The 23,377-nt window shown below is 69.7% G+C and carries 19 protein-coding genes and 1 pseudogene; 12 read left to right on the top strand and 8 right to left on the bottom strand.

Annotation, left to right across the window (positions count from 1 at the left end; genetic code table 11):
* The 3 genes from ACLBX9_RS32450 to ACLBX9_RS32440 all read left to right on the top strand — a co-directional run bounded on the left by ACLBX9_RS32450 (position 1) and on the right by ACLBX9_RS32440 (position 5,010).
* Positions 1 to 975 carry an FAD binding domain-containing protein gene (locus tag ACLBX9_RS32450; RefSeq protein WP_010682709.1) on the top strand — a complete coding sequence of 325 codons (975 nt, stop codon included), beginning with the start codon at positions 1 to 3 and terminating at the stop codon, positions 973 to 975.
* A 21-nt stretch (positions 976 to 996) separates the two neighbouring features.
* Complete coding sequence (locus ACLBX9_RS32445; RefSeq protein ID WP_447721780.1) at positions 997 to 3,219, top strand: molybdopterin cofactor-binding domain-containing protein; 2,223 nt, start codon at positions 997 to 999, stop codon at positions 3,217 to 3,219.
* A 249-nt stretch (positions 3,220 to 3,468) separates the two neighbouring features.
* Positions 3,469 to 5,010, top strand: coding sequence for a class I adenylate-forming enzyme family protein (locus tag ACLBX9_RS32440; RefSeq protein WP_010682707.1), 1,542 nt, complete (start codon positions 3,469 to 3,471; stop codon positions 5,008 to 5,010).
* A gap of 12 nt (positions 5,011 to 5,022) precedes the next feature.
* On the opposite strand, the gene mgtE is transcribed toward ACLBX9_RS32440, so the two are convergent.
* Positions 5,023 to 6,393 carry a magnesium transporter gene (gene mgtE / locus ACLBX9_RS32435; protein WP_010682706.1) on the bottom strand — a complete coding sequence of 457 codons (1,371 nt, stop codon included), beginning with the start codon at positions 6,391 to 6,393 and terminating at the stop codon, positions 5,023 to 5,025.
* A gap of 433 nt (positions 6,394 to 6,826) precedes the next feature.
* On the opposite strand from mgtE, the gene pqqA (ACLBX9_RS32430) reads away from it, so the two are divergent.
* The 3 genes from pqqA (ACLBX9_RS32430) to ACLBX9_RS32420 all read left to right on the top strand — a co-directional run bounded on the left by pqqA (ACLBX9_RS32430) (position 6,827) and on the right by ACLBX9_RS32420 (position 8,202).
* Complete coding sequence (gene pqqA / locus ACLBX9_RS32430) at positions 6,827 to 6,916, top strand: pyrroloquinoline quinone precursor peptide PqqA (RefSeq protein ID WP_007559223.1); 90 nt, start codon at positions 6,827 to 6,829, stop codon at positions 6,914 to 6,916.
* Between the two features lie 82 nt (positions 6,917 to 6,998).
* Positions 6,999 to 7,088: a pyrroloquinoline quinone precursor peptide PqqA gene (gene pqqA / locus ACLBX9_RS32425; protein ID WP_007559223.1), complete on the top strand. Its 90-nt coding sequence runs from the start codon at positions 6,999 to 7,001 to the stop codon at positions 7,086 to 7,088.
* A 187-nt stretch (positions 7,089 to 7,275) separates the two neighbouring features.
* On the top strand, positions 7,276 to 8,202 hold the full coding sequence (locus ACLBX9_RS32420) for a class I SAM-dependent methyltransferase (RefSeq protein WP_447721779.1): 927 nt from the start codon (positions 7,276 to 7,278) through the stop codon (positions 8,200 to 8,202).
* Between the two features lie 4 nt (positions 8,203 to 8,206).
* Here the strand turns inward: ACLBX9_RS32420 and ACLBX9_RS32415 are convergent.
* Together ACLBX9_RS32415 and ACLBX9_RS32410 are read right to left on the bottom strand one after the other, a co-directional pair.
* A pseudogene (locus ACLBX9_RS32415) lies at positions 8,207 to 9,453 on the bottom strand (NupC/NupG family nucleoside CNT transporter).
* Positions 9,454 to 9,510: 57 nt separating this feature from the next.
* Positions 9,511 to 10,101, bottom strand: coding sequence for a TetR/AcrR family transcriptional regulator (locus ACLBX9_RS32410; RefSeq protein ID WP_039892614.1), 591 nt, complete (start codon positions 10,099 to 10,101; stop codon positions 9,511 to 9,513).
* A gap of 158 nt (positions 10,102 to 10,259) precedes the next feature.
* On the opposite strand from ACLBX9_RS32410, the gene ACLBX9_RS32405 reads away from it, so the two are divergent.
* From ACLBX9_RS32405 to ACLBX9_RS32395, 3 genes are read left to right on the top strand one after another with little or no spacing between them, the layout of a single operon-like run.
* On the top strand, positions 10,260 to 11,111 hold the full coding sequence (locus tag ACLBX9_RS32405; RefSeq protein ID WP_447721778.1) for an SDR family NAD(P)-dependent oxidoreductase: 852 nt from the start codon (positions 10,260 to 10,262) through the stop codon (positions 11,109 to 11,111).
* 1 nt (position 11,112) lies between these two features.
* Positions 11,113 to 12,021: an alpha/beta hydrolase gene (locus tag ACLBX9_RS32400; protein WP_447721777.1), complete on the top strand. Its 909-nt coding sequence runs from the start codon at positions 11,113 to 11,115 to the stop codon at positions 12,019 to 12,021.
* The gene (locus ACLBX9_RS32395; protein ID WP_447721776.1) at positions 12,018 to 13,487 is read left to right on the top strand and encodes a flavin-containing monooxygenase; all 1,470 of its coding nucleotides are present in this window, start codon (positions 12,018 to 12,020) and stop codon (positions 13,485 to 13,487) included. The genes ACLBX9_RS32400 and ACLBX9_RS32395 overlap by 4 nt, the downstream gene beginning before the upstream one ends.
* A 78-nt stretch (positions 13,488 to 13,565) precedes the next feature.
* Here ACLBX9_RS32395 and ACLBX9_RS32390 read toward each other — a convergent pair whose 3' ends face one another.
* Complete coding sequence (locus ACLBX9_RS32390) at positions 13,566 to 14,219, bottom strand: protein-L-isoaspartate O-methyltransferase family protein (protein ID WP_447721775.1); 654 nt, start codon at positions 14,217 to 14,219, stop codon at positions 13,566 to 13,568.
* Between the two features lie 547 nt (positions 14,220 to 14,766).
* On the opposite strand from ACLBX9_RS32390, the gene ACLBX9_RS32385 reads away from it, so the two are divergent.
* Both ACLBX9_RS32385 and ACLBX9_RS32380 read left to right on the top strand, forming a co-directional pair.
* Positions 14,767 to 16,038, top strand: coding sequence for a PQQ-dependent sugar dehydrogenase (locus ACLBX9_RS32385; RefSeq protein ID WP_447721774.1), 1,272 nt, complete (start codon positions 14,767 to 14,769; stop codon positions 16,036 to 16,038).
* Positions 16,038 to 16,625, top strand: a complete 588-nt coding sequence (locus tag ACLBX9_RS32380; RefSeq protein ID WP_447721788.1) for a c-type cytochrome — start codon at positions 16,038 to 16,040, stop codon at positions 16,623 to 16,625. Before ACLBX9_RS32385 ends, ACLBX9_RS32380 begins: the two co-directional genes overlap by 1 nt.
* Positions 16,626 to 16,778: 153 nt before the next feature.
* Here ACLBX9_RS32380 and ACLBX9_RS32375 read toward each other — a convergent pair whose 3' ends face one another.
* The gene (locus tag ACLBX9_RS32375) at positions 16,779 to 17,549 is read right to left on the bottom strand and encodes an MOSC domain-containing protein (protein WP_447721773.1); all 771 of its coding nucleotides are present in this window, start codon (positions 17,547 to 17,549) and stop codon (positions 16,779 to 16,781) included.
* 199 nt (positions 17,550 to 17,748) lie between these two features.
* Between ACLBX9_RS32375 and clpB the strand changes: the two genes are divergently transcribed.
* Positions 17,749 to 20,373 (top strand): ATP-dependent chaperone ClpB, encoded by a 2,625-nt coding sequence (clpB, locus tag ACLBX9_RS32370; protein ID WP_447721772.1) that lies wholly within the window; start codon positions 17,749 to 17,751, stop codon positions 20,371 to 20,373.
* Positions 20,374 to 20,705: 332 nt separating this feature from the next.
* Here clpB and ACLBX9_RS32365 read toward each other — a convergent pair whose 3' ends face one another.
* The 3 genes from ACLBX9_RS32365 to ACLBX9_RS32355 are packed head-to-tail and all read right to left on the bottom strand — an operon-like array spanning position 20,706 to position 22,934.
* Entirely contained in the window at positions 20,706 to 21,647 is a 942-nt protein-coding gene (locus ACLBX9_RS32365; protein WP_447721771.1) for an inositol monophosphatase family protein, read from the bottom strand.
* A complete protein-coding gene (locus ACLBX9_RS32360) occupies positions 21,644 to 22,219 on the bottom strand; it encodes an NUDIX domain-containing protein (RefSeq protein WP_010682692.1) in 576 nt (191 codons plus the stop codon). Before ACLBX9_RS32360 ends, ACLBX9_RS32365 begins: the two co-directional genes overlap by 4 nt.
* Before the next feature lie 7 nt (positions 22,220 to 22,226).
* A complete protein-coding gene (locus tag ACLBX9_RS32355; protein WP_447721770.1) occupies positions 22,227 to 22,934 on the bottom strand; it encodes a glutathione binding-like protein in 708 nt (235 codons plus the stop codon).
* Between the last annotated feature and the right edge of the window lie 443 nt (positions 22,935 to 23,377).

The raw sequence follows: 23,377 nt of genomic DNA, 5'->3' as shown, positions 1-23,377 counted from the left end.
ATGAAGGCTTTCACCTACGAGCGTCCCGCCACCGTGCAGGACGCCGCCAGGCTCGCGGCCGAGCGGGCGAACGCGAAGTTCATCGCCGGCGGCACCAACCTCCTCGACCTGATGAAGCTGCAGATCGAGACCCCGGCGACACTCGTCGACGTCAACCGGCTGCCGCTGGACAAGGTCGAGGCCACGCAGGATGGCGGCCTGCGCATCGGAGCCCTGGTGCGCAATTCCGACCTCGCCGCCGACCCACGGGTCCGGAAGGACTACGCCGTTCTGGCGAAGGCCCTGCTCGCCGGCGCCTCGGGGCAGCTGCGCAACAAGGCGACCACCGCCGGCAACCTGCTCCAGCGGACCCGCTGTTACTACTTCTACGACACGGCCATGCCCTGCAATAAGCGCGAGCCGGGCTCGGGCTGCTCGGCGATCGGCGGCTTCAATCGCATCATGGCGGTGGTCGGCGCGAGCGAGGCGTGCATCGCCACCAACCCCTCCGACATGAACGTCGCCATGCGGGCCCTCGACGCCACCGTCGAGACCATGGATCCGGATGGACAGGCGCGCCGCATCCCGATCGCCGACTTCCACCGGCTCCCCGGCGACACGCCGCAGATCGAGACCGACCTGCGCAAGGGCGAGATCATCACGGCGGTCACGCTGCCCAAGCCGGTGGCCGGCACGCACATCTACCGCAAGGTCCGCGACCGGGCTTCCTACGCCTTCGCCACCGTGTCGGTGGCCGCCGTGATCGCGGGCGCCGAGGGCGGCAAGCCTCAGGCAGCCCGCCTCGCCTTCGGCGGGCTGGCACACAAGCCCTGGCGTGTGGCCGAGGCCGAGACCGCCCTTGTGCAGACCGGTTCTGCCGACGCCGCCGCCGACGCGGTGCTCAACGGCGCCCGCGGCTACGGCAGCAACGACTTCAAGATCCCGCTGACCCGGCGGACCCTGCGCGCCGTCGTGGCGCAGGCTACCCGCGCGTAAGAACGCCGAAGGACCGTCCCCATGGAGATGAACCAGCCGATCGGCCGGACGCCCCTCGACGACCGTCCCGACGGCCTCGTCGGCAAGCCTCTCGACCGGGTCGAGGGCAAGCTCAAGGTCACGGGCCACGCGCCCTACGCGTACGAGACGCGCGCGCTCAAGAACCCCGCCTACGGCTTCATCGTCCCGGCCACGATCGCGGCCGGGACGATCCGGGCGATCGACGCCGAGGCCGCCCGCCGGGCGCCGGGCACGATCCTGGTCCTGACCCACGAGAACGTGCCCGAGCAGGGTGAGAAGAAGGAGCAGGTCTGGCCGCAGCTCCAGGGCCGGGAGGTGAAGTTCTACGGGCAGCCCGTCGCCTTCGTGGTGGCCGAGACCTTCGAGCAGGCCCGCGCCGCCGCCATGCTGGTCAAGGTCCAGTACGATGCAGGCAAGCCCAAGGGGCTGCTCAAGGACAACGTCGCGGCGGCCTACGAGCCGAAGCCTGTCAACTCGCCCCCGGATTCCAAGCTCGGGGACTTCGACGCCGCGTTCGCGGACGCGCCGGTGAAGCTCGACGTCGAGTACGTCACGCCGCCGCAGATCCACGCGCAGATGGAGCCGCACGCCACCATCGCCGCCTGGGAGGGTGATGGACCGGTGCTCTATACGGCCAACCAGATGCCGAACCGCGGCCAGAAGTCCCTCGGCTCGGTGCTGAAGCTGGCACCCGAGAAGGTCCGCATCGTCAGCCCCTATATCGGCGGCGGCTTCGGCGCGAAGCTGCAGGTCCAGCCGGAAGCGACCCTGGCGGTGCTGGCCGCGAAGCTGATCCAGCGTCCCGTGAAGGTGGCGCTGACCCGCCAGCAGGAATTCCACGTCGCGACGCACCGCACCGACACGATCCAGCGGATCCGCCTCGGCGCCGACAAGGACGGGCGCCTCTCGGCGATTGCGCACGAATCCTGGTCGGACACCGCCGAGGGCGACGGGTTTTTCGAGACCTCGGCCAACGTCACCCGGTCGCTCTACGCGGCGCAGAACCGCGTGACGCGCCACCGGCTCGTGAACCTCAACATGCCGATCGCCTCGGCGATGCGCGCCCCCGGCGAAGCCGTGGGGCAGCTCGCCTTCGAGTGCGCCATGGACGAGCTCGCCGAGCAGCTGAAGATCGACCCGATCGAGCTGCGGGTGCGCAACGAGCCGGCCGAGGATCCCGAGAAGAAAGTGCCGTTCTCCACGCGCCAGCTCGTGCCCTGCATGCGCGAGGGTGCGCGCCTGTTCGGCTGGGACAAGCGGCAGGCGGCGGGCAGCCGCCGTGAGGGCAACTGGCTCGTCGGCATGGGCATGTCGGCGGCCGCGCGCCTCAACCCGCTGATGCCGTCCGCCGCGAAGGTCCGCCTCGGGCCGGACGGCGTGCTGGTCGTCCGCATGGCCATGACCGATCCCGGGACCGGCACCTACACCATCCTGACGCAGATCGCCGGCGAGATGCTGGGGCTGCCGGCGGAGCGGGTGCGGGTCGAGATGGGCGACACCGACTTCCCCTTCGCCTCGGGCTCGGGCGGCTCGTTCGGCGCCGCCTCGTCGGGCTCGGCGCTCTATGTCGCCTGCGACAATCTCCGGCAGGCGCTGCTCAAGGCCGGCGATCTCAACCCGGACGGCGCCACGTTCCGCGACGGCGCGGTCACCTCGGGCAACCGCACGGAGGCGCTGACCGACCTCGCCGGATCGGGGCTGGAGGCCTCGGGCGAGATCAAGCCGGGGGAGATGAAGCAGAAATTCTCGCAATACTCCTATGGCGCGCACTTCGCCGAGGTCGGCGTCGATGTCGATACCGGCGAGATCCGTCTGCGGCGGATGCTCGGCGTGTTCACCGGCGGGCGCATCCTCAACGCCAAGACGGCGCGCAGCCAGGCGATCGGCGGCATGACCTTCGGGGTCGGTGCAGCGCTGATGGAGGATGCGGTGATCGATCCGCGCTACAGCTACTTCGTCAACCACGACATGGCCGAGTACCACGTGCCGGTCCACGCCGACATTCCGGAGATCGACGCGGTGTTCCTGCCGGAACTCGACGACAAGGCGAACCCGCTGAAGAGCAAGGGGCTGGGCGAGCTCGGCATCTGCGGCGCCGGGGCCTCGCTGGCCAACGCGATCTACAACGCCACCGGGATCCGCGTGCGCGAATACCCGCTGACGCTCGACAAGATGCTGAAGGGTTTCGAGGAGCAGGAGGGGCAGGCGCAGCGGCGGACATGATGTCCGGAGCCGCTTCGTGGCGCTCTTCGTGCCGGGTCCGGATCAGGTTCCGCTGACGCGCCACCTGTCCGGGGAGGGGGCAGCTCCATTTGAAGCGCCATGTTTTCCCGCGCGCGCGAAGCGAAAGCGGAATGCGACCCAGGATCCAGCACGGGACTCGCTGCGAAGCGGCTCCCCAAAGCCCCCAGTTGACGCAAGCAAGTTCAGGCAGGACACCGGGCTAAAAGCTTGCTTTGGGGGAAGCGCCCGGTGTCCGACAGCCTGCCCAGTGACCGCCATCCGCCGGCCCGCTTCAATGCCGCGCGGTACTGCCTCGCCGAGAACGCACGGCTTCGTCCCGACAAGACCGCGCTCATCATGGTCGGCGACGACACGGCGGATCGCCTCACCTTCGGCGATGTCGAGCGGGCGGTCCGGGGGATCGCGGCCGGCCTGCTCGGCCTCGGCCTGAAGCCCGGCGACCGGGTGATGATCCGGATGGGCAACGAGGCCGACTACGTCCTCGTCTATTTCGGTGCCCTGGCGGCCGGCTTGGTGGCACTGCCCTCCTCGCCGCAACTCACCGAAGGCGAGGCGGCGTTCCTGATGGAGAATTCCGGCGCCGCCGCGGTGGTGATCGGCAGCGGCTGCACCGTCTCACCGGAGGCGCTCGGCGGCCGCCTGCTCCTCGATGCCGCCGCCATCGCCGCCTTCAAGGCCGGCCCTCCCCTTCCCGACTACGCCGATACCGCCGCCGACGATCCGGCGATGTTGATCTACACCTCCGGCACGACCAGTCGGCCGAAGGGCGTGCTCCACGCCCACCGCGCCGCCTACGGCCGCCGGCCGATGCTCGACCATTGGCTCGGGCTCAGCGAATCCGACGTGATGCTGCATGCCGGCACCATGAACTGGACCTACACGCTGGGCGTCGGCCTGAGCGACCCCTGGTCGGTGGGCGCCACCGCGGTGCTCTACAACGGGCCGCGCGACCCGGCCGTCTGGCCGCAGCTCATCGCCCAGTATGGCGCGACGCTGTTCGCCGCGGTCCCGACTCTCTACCGGCAGATCCTGAAATACGGCGACTTCGGTGCGCACGACCTGTCGAGCCTGCGCCATGGCTGCACGGCGGGGGAGCCGCTCCCGGTCGAGCTTCTGGACGCCTGGACGACGGCCACCGGAAAGCCCCTCTACGAGGCGCTCGGGATGAGCGAGATCTCGACCTACATCTCGAGCGGCCCGACCATTCCGGTCCGCCCCGGCTCGCCCGGCAAGCCGCAGCCCGGGCGCCGGGTGGCGATCCTGCCCGTGGAGGGTGAACCGGTGCCGCTGCCGGTCGGCGAGCCCGGCCTGCTCGCCGTCCACCGCTCCGAGCCGGCGCTGATGCTCGGCTACTGGAACCGCCCCGAGGAAGAGGCCGAGGTGCTGCGCGGCGACTGGTTCGTGGGCGGCGACCTCGCCCGGCTCGATGAGGACGGCTACCTCTGGTTCGAGGGCCGCAACAACGACCTGATGAAGGCGATGGGCTACCGGGTCTCGCCCAACGAGGTGGAGGTCGTGCTGTCCGCCCATCCCTCCGTGGCGGAGGTGGGCGTCGCCGAATTATCGGTGCGGGCGGACGTGTCGGTGATCTGCGGCTTCGTGGTGCTCCAGCCCGACGCCGAGCCCGACGCGGAGGCGCTGCTCGCGTGGTGCGCCGAGCGGCTCGCCGCCTACAAGCGCCCCCGGGAGATCCGCTTCCTGGACGCGCTGCCGCGCACGCCGAACGGCAAGGTGCAGAGGAAGCGGCTCGCCGAGGCGGTGGCGGGGTAGGTCCCCCCTGCCCTACAGCAGCGTCCCGCGCAGGATCAGCAGCGCCACCGAGAAGTAGATCACGAGCCCGGTCACATCGACCAGGGTCGCCACGAAAGGCGCCGAGGCGGTGGCCGGGTCGAAGCCGATCCGCTGGAGCAGGAACGGCAGCATCGAGCCCGACAGCGACCCGAACGTCACGATCCCGACGAGCGCCGCGCCCACCGTGGCGGCGACCAGAGGCCAGTGTTCGCCGTAATCGTAGAGCCCGAGTTTCTGCCACGCGACGATTCGGATCACCGCGATCACCCCGAGGATCGCGCCGAGGACGATACCGGTCGGCAGTTCCCGCAGCGCCACCCGCCACCAGTCGCGCAGGCGGATCTGGTGCAGCGCCAGCGCCCGGATCAGCAGCGAGGTCGCCTGTGAACCCGAATTGCCGCCCGAGCTCATGATCAACGGGATGAACAGCGTCAGGACGATCGCCTTCTCCAGCTCCCCCTCGAAGCCCTGCATGGCCGAGGCCGTGAGCATCTCCGACAGGAACAGCGCACAGAGCCAGCCGGCCCGCTTCCGGATCATCGTGAAGAAGCCGATATCCATGTAGGGTTCCGGCAGGGCCTCCATGCCGCCGAAGCGCTGCACGTCCTGCGTCTGCTTCTCGATCATCGCGTCGATCATGTCGTCGACGGTGACGATGCCGATGACATGCCCCACGGCGTCGACCACCGGCAGGGCCAGGAGGTCGTACTTGGAGATTAGCCGGGCCGCCTCCTCGCGGCTCGCCGTCGGCGAGACGGCGAGCGGCCGACGCCCCGGTGCAACGCTGAGCACGTTGTCGCCCGGATCCCCCGAGATCAGGCGCCGCAGGGGCACCGCCTTGGTGAGCGCGCGGGTGCGCGGGTCGAGTACGAAGATCGCGTAGATCGTCTCGCGGGTCTTCTCCACGTGGCGGATGTGCTCCAGCGTCTGGCCGACCGTCCAGGTACCCGGAACCGTGACGAACTCGGTGGTCATCAGCGAGCCGACCGTCTCCTCGCCGTAGGCCGAGAGCCGGTCCACGGCGCCGCGGGTCTCGGCGTCGAGGCGGGCGCGCAGGTCGGAGCGTCCGGGCTCCTCGATCTCGCGGAAGACGTCGGTCACACGGTCGGCCGACATGCCCGACAGGTAGGCGGCCACCCGGTCGCGGGGCAGCATCTCGATGATGTCGGCGGCGCAGTCGAGTTCCGGCTGATCGAGCACCTCCACGGCGCGATCCATCGGCAGGCCGAGCAGGATCGCGGCGGCGACCTCAGGAGCCTCCTCGTTCAGCTTCTCGACGATGTCGGGGGCCCGTTCGTCCGACAAGCGGGCGGACAGCACGGAGGGATCGACGCGCGTATCGAAGGGGGCGATCTCGTTCATGGCCTCGCCTCGTGGGTTACGAGGCGACGCGTCGCCGGTCATCCTGGTCAGGGCCGTGACCGGCCGCCGCGCCGGTCGCCCCGCGGCCAGGCCCCTTCAGCGGCTCAGGCGGGAAGACGGCGCGTGGCCGGGCACGGCAGGCACGATCGGTCTGGCACGTCGCTTCGCGGGTCGCTGCTGAAAAGGGGGCGCGCCGCCGCCGGAGACGCCGTCGCGCGGGTGCGTCGTGCGCCCGCCGGGAATGTCCGTCAAGCCGAAACCGTTCCTACTGAGGGCTTTCCGGGGCGGGTCCGCGACGGGTGTCGCAAGGCGGCACCAGGGCCTCTTCCGAGGGCTGCGCAAGGCTCCATATGAGAAATATAAGTGTTGCGCTCACTTGTATTGCGTCCAAGATATCACCTATATCACCCCATCAACAGCGAGGAGAAACGCCATGGCTTGGTCTGCCCCGATCGTGTCCGAGATCTGCGTCGGCATGGAAGTCACCAGCTACGAGTCGGCTGAGATCGACACGTTCAACTGAGGCGTCTTCGAACCGGCGCGGGTCATACCTCCGGTTCGGACGGATTTCATTTTTAACCCTCGAAACTCAAGTGGAGGAAATCATGGCTTGGTCTGCCCCGATCGTGTCCGAGATCTGCGTCGGCATGGAAGTCACCAGCTACGAGTCGGCTGAGATCGACACGTTCAACTGAGACGTCGACAGGTCGTTTCTGAGCGCCGCTTCACCCGAAGCGGCGCTTTTCTTTTGCGCGCATGCCAAGGGCCTGCGTCACGGCTTGACGCTCCGGATAAAAACCTGAACCGCTAAGGCACGAGCAGGCGCCACCGCCTGCGGAGCGGGTGGGGATGGATTTGGCGGACGGCGCGGACGCAGCTGAGATGACGATCCCGCCCTGCCCGATCACCGGCGCCCCCGCGCGGCGCTGCGTCGAGCGTTTGGACGCGGCATTCCTCACGCTGCTCTGGCGATATTCGGGCCGCGTCGATGTCGGGAAGCTACTGCTGCCCGCCGGCACGTTCCGGCTCTGGGAATCACCCACCGGGTTGATCTTCTTCGACCCGCCGGTGGCCGGCGACGAAGCCTTCTATCGGGCCTTCTACGGCGAGATCGCCGCGCACGATAAGCTGGCCGGCCCGGAGACGGAGCGGCTGGAGTTCCGGCGCGCAGCTGCCCACGTGCCGGACGGCGCCCGCGTGCTGGATGTCGGATGCGGCCACGGCGGCTTCCGCGCCTACGTGCCGAATGCCACCTACACCGGCCTCGACCCAAATTTCTCGGCCGAGGACCCGACGGGGGCGATCCTCGATGAGACCGTCGAGGCGCACGCGGCCCGGCTCGGTCCGGTCTACGACGTGGCCTGTGCGTTCCAGGTGATCGAGCACGTGGCGGACCCGCTCGGCTTCGCCAAGGCGCTGGCGGCCTGCGTGAAGCCCGGCGGCCTGGTTCTGATCGGCACGCCGCTCTGGCCCTCGCCCAACACCACGATCCCGAATTTCGTCATCAATGCCCCGCCCCACCACCTGACGTGGTGGACGACGGGCGCCCTGGAAACGCTGGCCCGAACCTTGGGCTGCAGGCCCGAGGCGGTCCACGAGATCGGCATGGACCGGCATGATTCGCTGATCCACTGGATGGCCAAGGTCACGCCCGTCCGCTGTCGCGACCGCTTCTTCCGTCAGACCTGGCCGTGGGTGGCGGCGCTCGCCGTCTCCTACCGGATTGGCTCGCTCCTCGACCGGTGGCTGCCGGTCCCGAAGCGGACGCGGCCGAACGCGCTGCTGCTGGTGGCGCGGAAGGCGTCCTGAGTTTTCACGCCACGAACAGCCCCGCGATCGCCGCGCTTGTGAGGTTCGACAGCGTTCCCGCGAGGATCGCGCGCAATCCGTAGCGGGCGACCTCGGAGCGCCGCTCCGGGACGAGGCTGGCGAAGCTCGCGAGCTGGATCGCGATCGAGGCGAAGTTGGCGAAGCCGCACAGGGCGAAGCAGACGATCGCCTGCGAGCGCGGATCGAGGGTGCCGGCCTTCAGGGTCGGCGACAGGTTGGCGTAGGCCAGGAACTCGTTGAAGGCGAGCTTCTGGCCGATCGCCGCGCCCACGAGGGTCGCGTGCTCCCAGGGAACGCCGAGGAGCCATGCCAGCGGGGCGAGTCCCCACCCGAGCACGCCCTCGAAGGAGGCGCCCGGATAGCCGACGAGCCCCCCGACGGCGCCGAACAGGCCGTCCGCCAGGGCGATCAGGCCCACGAAGGCGATCAGCATGGCTCCGACCGAGACGGCGACGACGAGGCCCTTCTGGGTGCCGTCGGCGGCGGCCTCGATGATGTTGGCGGCCCGCGTCTCCCCGAACTCCACCCGGGTGGTCGTGATCCGGGTCGGTTCCGTGGAGGGCATCAGTATCTTGGCGTAGAGCAGGCCGCCGGGGATCGCCATTACCGAGGCGGCGAGCAGGTAGGTCATCGGGACGCCGAGCGCCGCGTAGCCGGCCAGGATCGACCCGGCGGTGGAGGCCGCGCCGCTCGACATCACGGCGAACAGTTCGGCTCCTGTCAGGACGGCGAGGAACGGCCGGAGCGCCACCGCGATCTCGCTCTGGCCAATTGCGATGGTGATAACTGCGGAGAACGACTCGATGGGTGAGGTTCCGAGGATCCGCCGGAGGACCGCGCCGAGGCCTCGGGCGAGCGTCTGCATCACCCCGAGATGGTAGAGCACGCCGATCAAGCCGAGACGTAGAGGATCTGCGGCAGCACACGCAGTGCTAGGATGAAACCCGAGCCGCCGAACAGCTCGAACATCTTCGGTTCCACGAGGCCGCCGAACAGGAAGGCCGTGCCGCGGTCACCGTACGAGAGGACCGTGACCACCCCGTCCGCGGCAGCCCTCAACGCCGCCTGCCCGGCCGGGAGGAAAAGGACCAGCGCGCCAAGTCCCACCTGCAGCGCGATCCCCGTCAGCACCACTCGCGGGCTGATCGCCCGCCGGTTCGTGGAGAACAGGGCCGCGACGGCGAGCAGCAGCAGGAGGCTGAGGCCGGCATGGGTCAGGCGGTCGAGCATCGCGTCCTTCGGGTTCGAGCTTGGCCGGTGCCCATGGAAGGTTCGGGCCAGCGACCGTCAACCCGGACGATGGGGCGCCAGATAGGGGGCGAACAGGTCGCGGACCTGCGCAAACCCCCAGTCGAGGTCGGCCTCGGTGAGTTCGGTGCCGCCCTGGAGGCGATGGTTCATCCAGTGGCTGGACACGATCCAGGCGTTGTCGATGAGCCGCCCGAGGGCGTCCGGGCCGATCCGGAGGCGTCCGGCCCGGATCGCCGCCTCGAAGACGCCGCGGGCCAGCGCCTGCGTCCGCGTCCGCAGGGCGTGGACGCGCGGACGCAGGCCCGGGGCGATCTCCACCATGGCGATGCCGTCGCGGTAGACGCAGCGGTAGCGCCAGATCAGGTCGAACCACGCGCGCTGATAGCCGAGCAGCGCCTCCGGAGCGGCGGGATCCGCCGGCAGCCGGCCCGCGACCGCGATGGCCTCGGCCTCGAAGCCCGCGAACACAGCTTCCACCAAATTGCTCTTGCGCGGGAAGTGGTACTGCAGATTGCCCTCGCGGATGCCGGACGCGGCGGCGATCTCGGCCGTGGTCACCCGGCCGAGGCCGCGAGCATTGAACAGCGCCAAGCTCACCGCGAGGATCCGATCGCGCGTGCGCGGCATCGCCTGCTCGCCGGCCGTGCCGTCGTCCGGTGATCCGCGGCTTCCACCTCGCGCCATCTCTGCCCGCCTCGTCTAGGGTGCTCACCCTAGACAATCTCCGGGCCGGGGGCTATCCCTCGATCAAGGCCCGGACCAACCGGCGAGACGGGAGGCGACGCTTGGCTCAGAGGTTTCAGCTCGCAGGCGCGGTCGCGCTGATCACCGGCGCGGCGAGCGGCATCGGCGCAGCCCTTACGACGGGTCTCGCGGCGCGGGGCTGCAGCCTCCTGCTGGTGGACCGCGATTCCATAGGCCTCGAGGCTGTGGCGAGCCAAGCCCGCAGCCAAGGAATCGCAGTCGAGACGCGCGTCATCGACCTCGTGGATGCGGACGCGATCCGCGCCCTTCCGGAATGGGCGCAGGATCGGTTCTGGCGCCTCGACATCCTGATCAACAACGCGGGCGTCGCCCTCGGCGGCCGGTTCGACGAGACGCATCTCGAAGATTTTGAGTGGCTGATGGACATCAACCTCCGCGCGGTCGTGCGGATGTGCCACGCCTTCCTGCCGATGCTGCGCGCCCGGCCGGCGGCGCAGATCGTCAATCTGTCGAGCCTGTTCGGCCTCATCGCGCCTCCCGGCCAAGTGGCCTACTGCACCAGCAAGTTCGGGGTGCGGGGCTTCTCGGAGGCCCTCCGACACGAATATGCGGGCACGGGCCTCGGGGTCACCGTAGTCCATCCGGGTGGGGTGGCCACCGCCATCTCCCGCAACGCCCGCGGCCGCCGCCCGCCCAGCGATCCCGAGGCGGCCAAGCGCGCCGCGGTCGAGGACGAGAAGGCCCGCGAGGCCTTCGGCAAGCTTCTGACCCTTGCGCCCGCCGATGCCGCGGCCGCGATCATCCGTGGCATCGAGACCCGGGCGCCGCGCGTCGTCATCGGCAAGGATGCTAGAAACGCGGCTTTGATCCAGCGGCTGATGCCGGCAGGGTATTGGAACATGATCGTGCGACTCTCCGGCGGGACGCTCTAAGATGGCGAGCCTGCGCGCCTATCTCGGCGCCTACATGGTGCGAAGCCGGGTCCGCGGTCCCCTCGCCCGGGCGCGGGATGCGGCTGCCTTCCGGCGCATCTTCGAGGCGCCGACCTTCCCGGATCCGAAGGGCGTGACCTACGAGGCCGGGACCATCGGCGGCGTGCGGGGCGAGTGGGTCCGGCCGAAAGCCGGACCCGGACGGCGGATGCTCTACATCCACGGCGGCGGCTTCATCGCCTGCTCGCCGCGCACGCATCGTCCCGTGACAGGGGCCCTGGCGGCCCGCGGGTTCACGGTCTTCGTCCCCGATTACCGGCTCGCCCCCGAGCATCCCTTCCCGGCCGCCGTCGAGGACGTCACGGCCGTCTGGCAGGCGTTCAGCGCCGAAGGCGCGGCCTGCGTGGCGGGCGAGTCCGCCGGCGGCAACCTCGCGCTGGTGCTGATGGGCGAGGCCCGCGCCCGCAACCTGCCGATGCCCTGGGCCGCGGCGATGTTCTCTCCCGCCACCGACTTCGTGTCCGAGGATGGCTCGCGGGTCACGAATGCCTGGCGTGACGCGATGTTTGACCCGAAGGCGCTGACGGCGATCCGGGCGATGTATCTCGGCGGGGCCGACCCGGCGGATCCGCGCATCTCGCCCATCTCCGGCGATCTCACCGGCTTTCCGCCCCTGCTGTTCCACGTGGGCGAGCGCGAGGTCCTGCGCGACGATTCGGTCCGCATGGCGGAGCGGGCGCGGGCCGCTGGCATCGCGACCTCTCTGAAGGTCTTTCCGATCGTCTCCCACGCCTGGCAGTTCGCCGCCGGCGTGCTGCCGGAGGCGCGCGCCTCCCTCGACGAAGCCGCGGCGTTCCTGAAAGCGCATGCCCCACCGTCCCACGCGAAGGCCGGGAGCCACGCGCGATGACCGAGACCGCGTCCGCATCCCCCCTCGCCGTCCTGATCGTCGGGGCCGGTTTCTCCGGCCTCGCGATGGCGATCCGCTGCCGTCAGGCCGGGATCGGCCCGCTGCTGGTGATCGAGAAGGGCGACGGCATCGGCGGGACGTGGCACGACAACACCTACCCGGGCGCGGCGTGCGATATTCCCTCGCACCTCTACTCCCTGTCCTTCGCGCCGAAGGCGGATTGGAGCCGCCTGTACGCCCCGCAGGCAGAGATCCTGGCCTACCTGCGGGACACCGCCGAGCGCCACGGGCTGCTGCCCCTGATCCGGCTCGGCACGACCTTCGAGGGTGCGACCTGGGATGAGGATCGCGCCGTCTGGCGCGTGGAGACGGAATGCGGGCCGATCCTGGCGCGGGCAATCGTCTCCGGCATGGGCGGCCTGCACCACCCGGCCTATCCGGACATTCCCGGCCGCGACGCCTTCGCGGGTCCGGCCTTCCACACGTCGGCCTGGGACCATTCCGTCGATCTTGCGGGCAAGCGCGTCGGCGTGATCGGCACCGGGGCGAGCGCGATCCAGGTGGTGCCGGAACTCGCCAAAGTCGCGGCGCAGCTGACCCTGTTTCAGCGCACCCCGCCCTGGATCATGCCCAAGAACGACCACGCCATTCCCGAACGCGCACGGTCGCGCTACAGGCGTCTGCCCCTTGCTCGGCAGCTGGAGCGAGCCCGACTGTTCTGGCTGCACGAGGTGCGCGCTTTCCTGGGCTTCACCAAGGTCTCGAAGCTCACCGGTCAGGCCGAGGCAGTCGCCCGTCGGCATCTCGCCAAGGCCGTCAGGGACAAGGACCTGCGGGCGAAGCTGACGCCTGATTACCGGCTCGGCTGCAAACGCGTGCTGATCTCCGACGACTATTACCCGGCGCTTCAGCGAGACAACGTAACCCTGGTGACGGATAGGATCGCCCGGATCACGGAGGCCGGCGTCGTGACGGAGACCGGGCGGGCTCACGACCTCGACGCGATTGTCTACGCTACCGGCTTCGACGTCACCGCGACCTTCGCGCGGATGAACCTCGTCGGCCGTGACGGCCTACGGCTGACCGAGGCCTGGTCCGACGGTATGGGAGCATACCAGGGCATCACGGTCGCGGGCTTCCCCAATTACTTCATGCTGCTCGGGCCAAATTCGGGGCTGGGGCACAACTCGGTCGTGTCGATGATCGAGATCCAGGTGCAGCACGTGATCGACTGCCTGAAGGCGCTGCGGAAGGGCGGCCGGGCTATCGAGGTCCGCCCGGAAGCGCAAGCGCGGTTCCTCGACCGGATCCGTACCCGGATGGCCGACAGCATCTGGCAGGCCGGCGGCTGTCGCAGCTGGTACCTCGACGCGAACGGGCGCAACACGACCCTGTGGCCCGACTCGGTGATGGCCTACCGCCGGAGCGCCCGGCGCGCTCGGCTCGGCGACTACCGGTTGCGCTGAGGGCGGGTCAGGCTACGCGCTCCTGCGTCGCGGGCGCATCGGGTCGACGGAGGGCAGCGCGAGGACGGCGCCCTGCTTTCAGAACGCGAAGCCGGCCTCGGCCGCGAAGGCGTCGAGGCCGGGAAGCGAGGCGTCGAACAGCGGACGAGCCCCGAAGGCATCGCCGGCGCGCACGAACAGCATCACCTTGGCGTTGCGGTGCGGGCCCATCACGCAGACGAGACGGCCATCGTCCTTGAGCTGCTCCAAGAGGGCCTGCGGCCGCACCTCGACACGGCCGTTGATCAGGATCACGTCGAAGGGCGCCTGCTTGGGCGCCCCGGCGGCGATCGGGCCCTCCACAACCTCGGCCGTGGTGCCGAGACGGGTGCGGGCCTCGGCGGCGAGGTCCGGACTCGATTCGAGCGCCGTCACCTGCGCGCCGAGCTGCGCCATGATCGCCGCCGCGTAGCCGGTGCCGCTCGCGACATCGAGGGCGGAAATGCCGGGGCGGACCCGGGCGGCCTGGATCATGCGCGCGAGCACCATCGGGGCCGGCAGGCATCGGGCCTCGCCGCCCGGCGCGTCGAGGTTCAGGGTCTGGTCGATATACGCGAAGGCCTCGCGGCCCTTGGGCACGAAAGCCTCGCGCGGCACGGTATCGAAGGCATCGAGCACCGTGTTGTCGTTCACGTCGAAGGTCCGCAACTGGCAATCGACCATCATCCGTCGCGCCTGCGCGTAATCGATCATCGAACCGTGTCCTCGAACCGGATCGGAATGCCGCATCGGCCGGGCACCGGCCAGCGACCGGCATCCGCGGCCAAGCCTAAGCTTCCCGGACGGGGGGCGTTTTCGGAGATCATTCGGCAAAACGCAAGGCGAGGGCCGGATCGAATCCCGGACGGCCGCGGAGGGCCCCGATCGGCCCGGTGACGCGGACGTGAAGTTTCGGTCGGGTGAATGCTGTCGACAGGCAACCGTCGCAGTAGCTTACATCGATGCCGAGGGCTGATGATCGACAGCGAAGGAACATGCGGGAGACTCAGGGGTGTTCGGCTGCGTCTTCGGTCCCGCGCCGTCGCGCTGAACCTCATGCCGGCGCATGTGGCACCCATGGCGCGGGATCATGGCGGGCGCCCGTCCGGCACCTCAGCGGTCATCGTCGCGCAGGAGGTTACGTCGTCATCGCGCTGTTCCGCCCCCAGCGGTCTAACGGGTCGCGCCCTCGTACGGATCGTTGAATAAAGAGTTCAGAACAAGCGGTCCTGCCGGAGGGCCGGCCGCATCGGGAGACACCATGACGCCGATCTGCAAGACGACCCTGCCCCTCGCCGCCGCCCTTGCCTGCCTGGGCCTGGGCGTGGCGGTTCCCCGCCTCGCGCTCGCCCAGGAGACGCCTGCCTCCGCCGCTCCGCCGGCGAGCGTGAAGGCGGTCGAGCGCGGCGACGCCCTCTACGGCCGGCCCGAGGGCGGCGCGGCTGCGAAGCTCGCGCCGGTCGCGGGGCCGCCACTCGCGACGCCCGCCGCCAAGCTGCCGCTGGACAAGCTGAAGGTGCCGGACGGCTTCAAGATCGAGGTCTATGCCAGCGGCCTCGCGAATGCCCGCGAGATGACCCAGGCGCCGGACGGGACGCTGTTCGTGGGCACCCGGACCGTGGGCAAGGTCTACGCGGTCCTGCCGAAGGCGGACGCGGACGGGAAGCGGGAGGTGAAGACCCTCGCGACCGGCCTGCACCGGCCGAACGGCGTCGCCTATCACGACGGCGCGCTCTACGTGGCCGAGCTCTCGAAGATCTGGCGCTACGATGACATCGCCAATCACCTCGACGGCGCCGCGAAGCCGACCCTCGTCTACGACGACCTGCCGAAGGACGAGGCCCATGGCTGGAAATTTATCGCCATCGGTCCGGACAACAAGCTGTACGTGCCGATCGGCGCGCCGGGCAACATCCTGATGCCTCCGGACACGCACGCGCAGATCCGCCGGATCGACCTCGACGGCAAGAACGCCGAGGTCATCGCCCGCGGGGTGCGCAACACGGTCGGCTTCGACTGGAACCCGAAGACCAAGCAGCTCTGGTTCACCGACAACGGCCGCGACTGGGTGTCGGAGGATATCCCGAACGACGAGCTGAACGTGATCACCGATCCAGGCAAGCAGCATTTCGGCTACCCGTTCTGCCACCAGGGGACGTTCACGGATCCGGAATACGGCTGGGGCCATTCCTGCGCGGAGTTCACCGCGCCGGCGGCGCTCCTCGGCCCGCACACGGCCTCGCTGGGCCTGCGCTTCTACACCGGCACGCAGTTCCCGGACGCCTACCGAGACGCGATCTTCGTCGCGCGGCACGGCTCGTGGAACCGCACGACCAAGCTCGGCGGCGACGTGGTGATGGCCAAGCCAGGCTCTGACGGCAAGGTGACCTCGGTGGAGCCGTTTATGACTGGCTTCCTCCAGGACAACAAGTATGTCGGCCGTCCGGTGGACGTGCTGGTCGCCAAGGATGGGTCGCTGCTCGTGTCGGACGACTACAACGGCGCGATCTACCGCGTCAGTTACGGCCAATGATGCCTCGGCCTGTGCGCGTGATCCGAGGGCTCGCCCCTGCCCTCGGCGTGCTTCTGACGGGTGCGGCCCTCGCTGCGCCCGACGCCGCGATGCAGGAGCGCCTCGCCCCCTGCATCGCCTGCCACGGGGCGGGCACGTCGGAGACGGAGGGCGTGCCCTCGCTCGGCGGGCAGATGCCGGACTACGTGGTGACGCAGCTCTTCCAGTTCCGGGAGAAGCAGCGTGAGGCGCCGCCGATGAACGACATCGCGGCCGGCTTCTCGGACGACGACCTGCGCAGCTACGCCGACGCGGTGGCGACGCTGCCGCCGCCCACCCGGTCCGAAGCGGCCGCCGATCCGGCCCTGACGGAGCGGGGGCAGGCGCTCGTCGCCAAGCACCAGTGCAATTCCTGCCACGGGTCCGATCTCGCCGGGCGGGACGCGATCCCGCGGATCCGGGCGCAGCGCGAGGATTATCTGGCCAAAGCGCTGACCGGCTACAAGTCGAACAGCCGGCCGGGCTACGATCCCGCGATGAACGAGGTCGCGCAAGGTTTGAACGAGGCCGACATCAAGGATCTGGCGGCTTACGTGTCGCGGCTCTGACTCGAACGCCCCTTTGACCGCGCCGACCCGTCATCACGAAGGCAGCGAAGGGACCTAGGGCGACGCGCTGCTTGTCAGCGTGGCGTGGCCTGGATTGCTGTGCCGCGCCCGCGATGATGGCCGCGCCGGGGCGATGGCATCACCCGTCGGTTGTCACCCCACCACCCGCAGCGCATCGCCCCTCGCCAGTTCCCCACCGGCGATCACCTCGGCGTAGACCCCGAGGTCGCGGTGGCCGAGGCGTGCGTCGAGCGTCCAGGGGATGTCGCAGTCGCGGATGCCACTCGCCGGATCGACGTTGGTCGCCGCGCAGCGCACGGTCCGCTTGGTGATCTTGAGCCGCAGCCCGTTCGGCGCCTCCACCACCTGTCCCACCATCTCCAACTCGGCGAAGGGCGCGAGGCCATCGACGAGGAGGTTCCCGCGAAAGCGCAGCGGGTCCACGGGCGCGCCGATGTAATCCTCCACCGCCGCCACGCTCGCGCGGTTGATCAGCGAGACGTAGCCGGTCGGCGAATCCGTGAAGCGATATTGCGGCGGGGCGGCGAGAACCTTCGGCTCACCGCGCAGGCTTTCGGGGATGAAGTGCCGCATCAGGTCCGCGAGGCCCTCCCGGCCGTCCTCGGTGTCGAGGCGGAAGGCGCGCACCGCGCCGAAACCTTCGACGGTGAGCGTCGCCGTGGCGTCGTCGTAGCGGGTGCGCAGGCGGGCGAGCGCCTCGTCGCGCATGAGCATCAGGTACTTGGTCTTGGGCTGATGCCGAGGTGCGACTGCGTTGAAGCCCGAGGGACCGTTCTCGATGGCGTAGAGGCGGTCGCCGGGGAAGAATCCGCTGGTCTCGAGCTGCGCCCGCTCGACGGGTTCCGGGCTCAGGCCCTTCACCGGGTAGCGGTACAGGGCGCTGACATGAATCAATGCGGTCATGCGCGGAGCGTGGCCCTGAAATGATCCGGCGCGCAAGGGCTTCGCCGCCCCTTGTGGTGCTCAATTGCAACACCACATCGGGTCTACCGGCGGCCACCAGCGGCGCCGGGGCCCTCGCGCGGCGGAAAGCCGGAGGGCGACGTTTCGGTGGCGCCGCGCCTCTCATCGGGCGGCGGATGCCGGTACGGGAGGGTTGTGCATGAATTTCGAAAAGTACACCGAGCGCGCCCGCGGCTTCGTGCAGGCGGCTCAGAATCTCGCGATGCGCGAGGGGCATCCCCAGCTTCAGCCGGGTCACCTTCTGAAGGTGCTGCTCGACGATCCGGAGGGCCTCTGCGCCGGCCTGATCGACCGCGCGGGCGGCCAGTCGCGCGTGGCGCTGGCCCAGACCGAGCAGTGGCTCGCCAAGCAGCCGAAGGTTTCCGGAAACGCGTCCGCCCCGCAGGCGACGCGCGAGCTGATGCGCCTGTTCGACACCGCCGAGAAAGCCGCCGAGAAGGCGGGCGATTCCTACGTGACTGTGGAGCGGCTGCTCCTCGCGCTCGCGGTGGAGAAGGATTCCGAGGCCGGCAAGGCGCTCCAGGCGGCCGGTGTCACCCCGGCCTCGCTCAACGCCGCGATCAACGCGCTCCGTAAGGGCCGCACCGCCGACAACGCCTCGGCCGAGAACGCCTACGACGCGCTGAAGAAGTATGCCCGCGATCTCACCGAGGCCGCCCGGGACGGCAAGCTCGACCCGGTGATCGGCCGCGACGAGGAGATCCGGCGGACCATCCAGGTCCTGTCCCGGCGCACCAAGAACAACCCGGTGCTCATCGGCGAGCCCGGCGTCGGCAAGACCGCGATCGTGGAGGGTCTGGCCCTGCGCATCGTCAACGGCGACGTGCCCGAGTCCCTGCGGGACAAGAGCCTGCTCGCCCTCGACATGGGCGCGCTGATCGCCGGCGCGAAGTACCGCGGCGAGTTCGAGGAGCGGCTGAAGGGCGTGCTCTCGGAGGTCACGGCGGCCGAGGGCGGCATCATCCTGTTCATCGACGAGATGCACACGCTGGTCGGCGCCGGAAAGGCGGACGGGGCGATGGACGCCTCGAACCTCCTGAAGCCGGCGCTCGCCCGCGGCGAGCTGCACTGCGTCGGCGCGACCACGCTCGACGAGTACCGCAAGCATGTCGAGAAGGACGCGGCCCTGGCCCGGCGCTTCCAGCCGGTCTTCGTGTCGGAGCCGACCGTCGAGGACACGGTCTCGATCCTGCGCGGCCTGAAGGAGAAATACGAGCAGCACCACGGCGTGCGCATCCAGGATTCCGCCCTGGTGGCGGCCGCGACGCTCTCGAACCGCTACATCACCGACCGCTTCCTGCCCGACAAGGCGATCGATCTCGTCGACGAGGCCGGCTCGCGCCTGCGCATGCAGGTCGATTCGAAGCCCGAGGAACTCGACAACATCGACCGCGAGATCGTCCGGCTGAAGATCGAGGCCGAGGCGCTCAAGAAGGAGACCGATTCCGCCTCCCGCGACCGGCTGGTCCGGCTGGAGAAGGAGCTCGGCGACCTCGAGGAGCGCTCGGCGGCGATCACCGCCCGCTGGAAGGCCGAGAAGGACAAGCTCGGCACGGCGGCCGGCCTCAAGAAGAAGCTGGACGAGGCGCGGAACGACTTGGCCGCGGCGCAGCGCCAGGGTCAGTACCAGCGCGCGGGTGAGCTCGCCTACGGGGTGATCCCGGGTCTGGAGAAGCAGCTCGCCGAGATCGAGGCGAAGTCGGAGAACGGCCGCGACGCGATGATGGAGGAGGCGGTCACGCCCGCCCATGTCGCCGGGGTCGTCTCCCGCTGGACCGGCGTGCCGGTGGACAAGATGCTGGAGGGCGAGCGCGAGAAGCTGTTGGCCATGGAGGAGGCGCTGTCCAAGCGCGTCGTCGGCCAGCGCGAGGCGGTGGAGGCGGTCTCGACCGCGGTCCGGCGCGCCCGCGCGGGCTTGCAGGATCCGAACCGGCCGATCGGCTCGTTCATGTTCCTGGGCCCGACCGGCGTCGGCAAGACCGAGCTGACCAAGGCTCTGGCCGGCTTCCTGTTCGACGACGACACGGCGCTCGTGCGCATCGACATGTCCGAGTACATGGAGAAGCACGCGGTCGCCCGGCTGATCGGCGCGCCTCCCGGCTATGTCGGCTACGAGGAGGGCGGCGCCCTCACCGAGGCCGTGCGCCGGCGGCCCTACCAGGTCGTGCTGTTCGACGAGGTCGAGAAGGCGCACCCGGACGTGTTCAACGTCCTGCTGCAGGTGCTCGACGACGGGCGGCTCACCGACGGCCAGGGGCGGACGGTCGACTTCCGCAACACGCTGCTGATCATGACCTCGAATCTGGGGGCCGAGTATCTGGTCAACCAGCCTGCGGGCCAGGACAGCGACGCGGTCCGCGCGGAGGTGATGGGCGTGGTGCGGGGCCACTTCCGGCCGGAGTTCCTGAACCGGGTCGACGAGATCATCCTGTTCCACCGCCTCGCGCGGTCGGAGATGGGGGCGATCGTCGAGATCCAGCTCGGGCGCCTGCAGAAGCTGCTGGATGACCGGAAGATCACCCTGGAGGTCGACGAGGACGCCAAGAACTGGCTCGCCGACAAGGGCTACGATCCGGCCTACGGGGCGCGGCCGCTGAAGCGGGTGATCCAGAAGAACGTCCAGGATCCGCTGGCCGAGCTGGTACTCTCCGGCAGGGTCCATGACAGCGAGACGGTGCCGGTCCGCCTCGGCCCGATGGGCCTGATGATCGGCGACGTCACGGTCGGCACCGAGCGCCGGCCGGTTCACGCGACGTTGAACTGATCGTATCGCCGGAATGGCTGAGGGCGGCGCGTCACCGCACGGCGCGCCGCCCTCCTCGTCTCTGGTCCATCGGGACTGCGCCCTGTCGGCGGATCCGGCTCATCCTCGGCGACCTCACGCGGCTGAGTGGCGTGACCCTTCCGAGGGACGGGACGCGGGCACGCATCGGGCGACCGTTTCGCCGGCAGCGTGTGCCTCGCTCCGAGCATGACGCGTCACCTCACGATCTTGCGGGACGCCGGGTTGATGCTCGCGCCCGCGACGGGAGCCGGTGCCAGAGTTCCCGGGATCGCGGCCATCATGAAACAGCGGCCGCGAGGCTGCGCGCCGGGTCAGCCCTGCGCGGCGTGAGCGACTGGTCCGGGCATCCGGACCGGCCCGGCCAGCCGTATGGCCCCGGCCAGATCCGCCGCCTGCGCCCGGTCCCGGCAGACCAGCCAGAGATCGTCGTGGGCAGAAAGCTCGGCGTCGAACAGGTCGACGAGGGCAGCCGGCGGATCGGCGAGGTCAGGCCAGTGATAGAGACGGAAGCCCAGCGCTTCATAGAGCGGAAGAAGGGGGGCCAAGTCCCAGAGCCTGTGATTGCTCAGCGTGGCGTCGAGGCGGCCCGTGGCGAGCAGCGCGGCGTCGGCAATCGCACCGCCCTCCCCCCAGGGGAACCAGCCCCGCCCGTAATCCAGCGTGAAGCGCTGGGCGGCCACGGCGAGCCAGCCGACATGGCCGGTGCGGCGCGCCGACGGTTCGAGCGGCCGCAGCGATCCGGCCCGGCGCCCACCCCGGGTCGGCGCCCAGAAGGCCTGACCATCGCACGCCGCGAGCAGGATACCCTGCGCCGCCTCGGCACGCTCGGTGCGCGCCGGACCGGTGCGGTCCTCGTTCCAGGCCGGCAGGCTCAGTACACAGGCGCGGGGCCAGCCGGCGCCGCAGGCTGCCACCATCACGCCCCAGCCTGGAAGGCCACCCGCGAAGGGCCGAGTCCCGTCGATCGGATCGCCCACGAAAGTCCAGGCGTCCCGGTCCAGCAGCGCCCGCGCCGCCGGCTTTCCCAGCTCCTCTGCCGTCTCCTCCTCGATCAGGTCCGGGCCGAACCGATCGTGCAGCAGGCGGCTGACGGCAAGGTCGGCCTCAGTCAAGGCCTGGCCGAGATCCGGGCCCTTGTTGGTCATGTCCAGGCCGCGCGCCCGCAGGGCCAGCGCCAGCGGTGCCGCCTCCTCGACGAAGGCGAGCATCCGCGCGAGGACGTCCCGCGCGGGCGTGTCGGGCGCTTTGGTCATGCGGCGAACAGCTCCGGGGCACGGAGCATCAGGGCCTGGACCAGGACCAGTGTCTTGAGGTCGGGCAAGCGGCCGGTCCGGGCTTGGTCCGCCAGTTCCGAGAGCGGCACCTCCAGAACCGCTACCTGCTCGCCCTCCTCGGGCAGGCCGCCGCCAGGACCGACGCGGTCGGCGGGTCCGTAGGGCGCAAGATAGAGCCAGAGCCGCTCGGAGGACACGCTGGGCATCGTGTAGGCGTGCGCCACCGGCTCCAGCCGGGCCAGGCGCACGCCCGCCTCCTCCATCGCCTCGCGGATCGCGGTCGCCTCCGGCGTGCCGCCGTCGAGACCGCCGGCGGGCGCCTCGTCGAGATCCGCCGCCTCACCCCAGAAGGCCGGGCCGACCCGGGCCTGCCGCACCAGCAGGGCCACCCGCCGCCCCGGATCGTAGGGCAGCACGCAGGCGGCCTGACCGTGATCCTCCAAGGCGCGCCGCACCGTCCTGCCGTCCGGCAGCGTCAGCGTGGCGAGGCCGAAGGTGTTCCAGCCGCGGTGGAGCACCTCCAGCGGCAGGGCGGGCGCGGTGTCGGTCATCGGGCGGTCAGCGCTTGGTGTTGGCGGCGGTCTGGCCGAACATCACCTTCTTGGCATCCTCGCTCATGGTCTTGCCGTAATCGGGATTGACCTCGGGGGCGCGGGCATAGGCCGCCTGCGTGGCCGGCCGCTCCGCGATCGTGGTGAACCAGCGTTTGAGGTTCGGATGATCGTCGAGGTTCTGGCCCTGCTTCTCGTACGGCACGATCCAGGGATAGCAGGCCATGTCGGCGATGGAGTAGTCCGAGCCGGCCACGAAGGCGCGATCGGCCAGCCGCCGGTCGATGACGCCGTAGAGCCGGTTGGTCTCGTTGACGTAGCGCTTGATCGCGTAGTCGATCTTCTCCGGCGCATACTGCGAGAAGTGGTGGTTCTGGCCGAGCATCGGCCCGAGGCCGCCCATCTGCCAGAACAGCCATTGCAGCACGTCGGCCCGGCCGCGCAGATCGGTGGGGATGAAGCGCCCGGTCTTCTCGGCGAGGTAGAGCAGGATCGCGCCGGATTCGAACAGCGTGAGCGGCGCACCGCCGCCCGCCGGCTCATCGTCGACGATCGCCGGCATGCGGTTGTTCGGAGCAATCCTGAGAAAATCGGGGTTGAACTGCTCGCCCTTACCAATATTAACAGCATGTATCTGGTAGGGTAGCGCCGCTTCTTCCAAAAACATCGTGATCTTGTGGCCGTTCGGCGTCGGCCAGTAATAGAGATTGATCATCAGTCCGCGTCCCGCTGCGCCCCCAGCGGACGAGAAGTGGGCCGCACGCAGCCCCTGGTCAAGGACGGACCTGGCGCCGTCGGGGCGACGGATGCGGGTCGATCCGCTGCGCCCCGTCCGCATTTCGATCACCGTCGACGGCCCACGGGGGCCATCCTGGCATTGCGCCTGCGTCCAATCCTGCAACGGCGCACCGGAAGACGACGGATCGAGATCTGCCGACGCTACAGTGGCGAACGTGTGCCGCGGTCCTGGTTGCCGGGGCCTGCTGCGCGGTCTCGGATCGACAGATGCGCCTTCACCGAGGCTTGTCGGCGGCGGATGGCGGCGCCAAAGTCGCGGCGTGGCCGCGGACACCCGACCCGATCTCATCCCGCGGCGCGATGCCGGACGGCCTGGACATGTCCCTCCCCCTGACCGAGAGGTCGCTGTGACGGCTCCCG

The sequence above is a fragment of the Methylobacterium sp. A49B genome (assembly GCF_053346215.1).
This window is presented reverse-complemented; position numbering and strand designations above follow the sequence as displayed.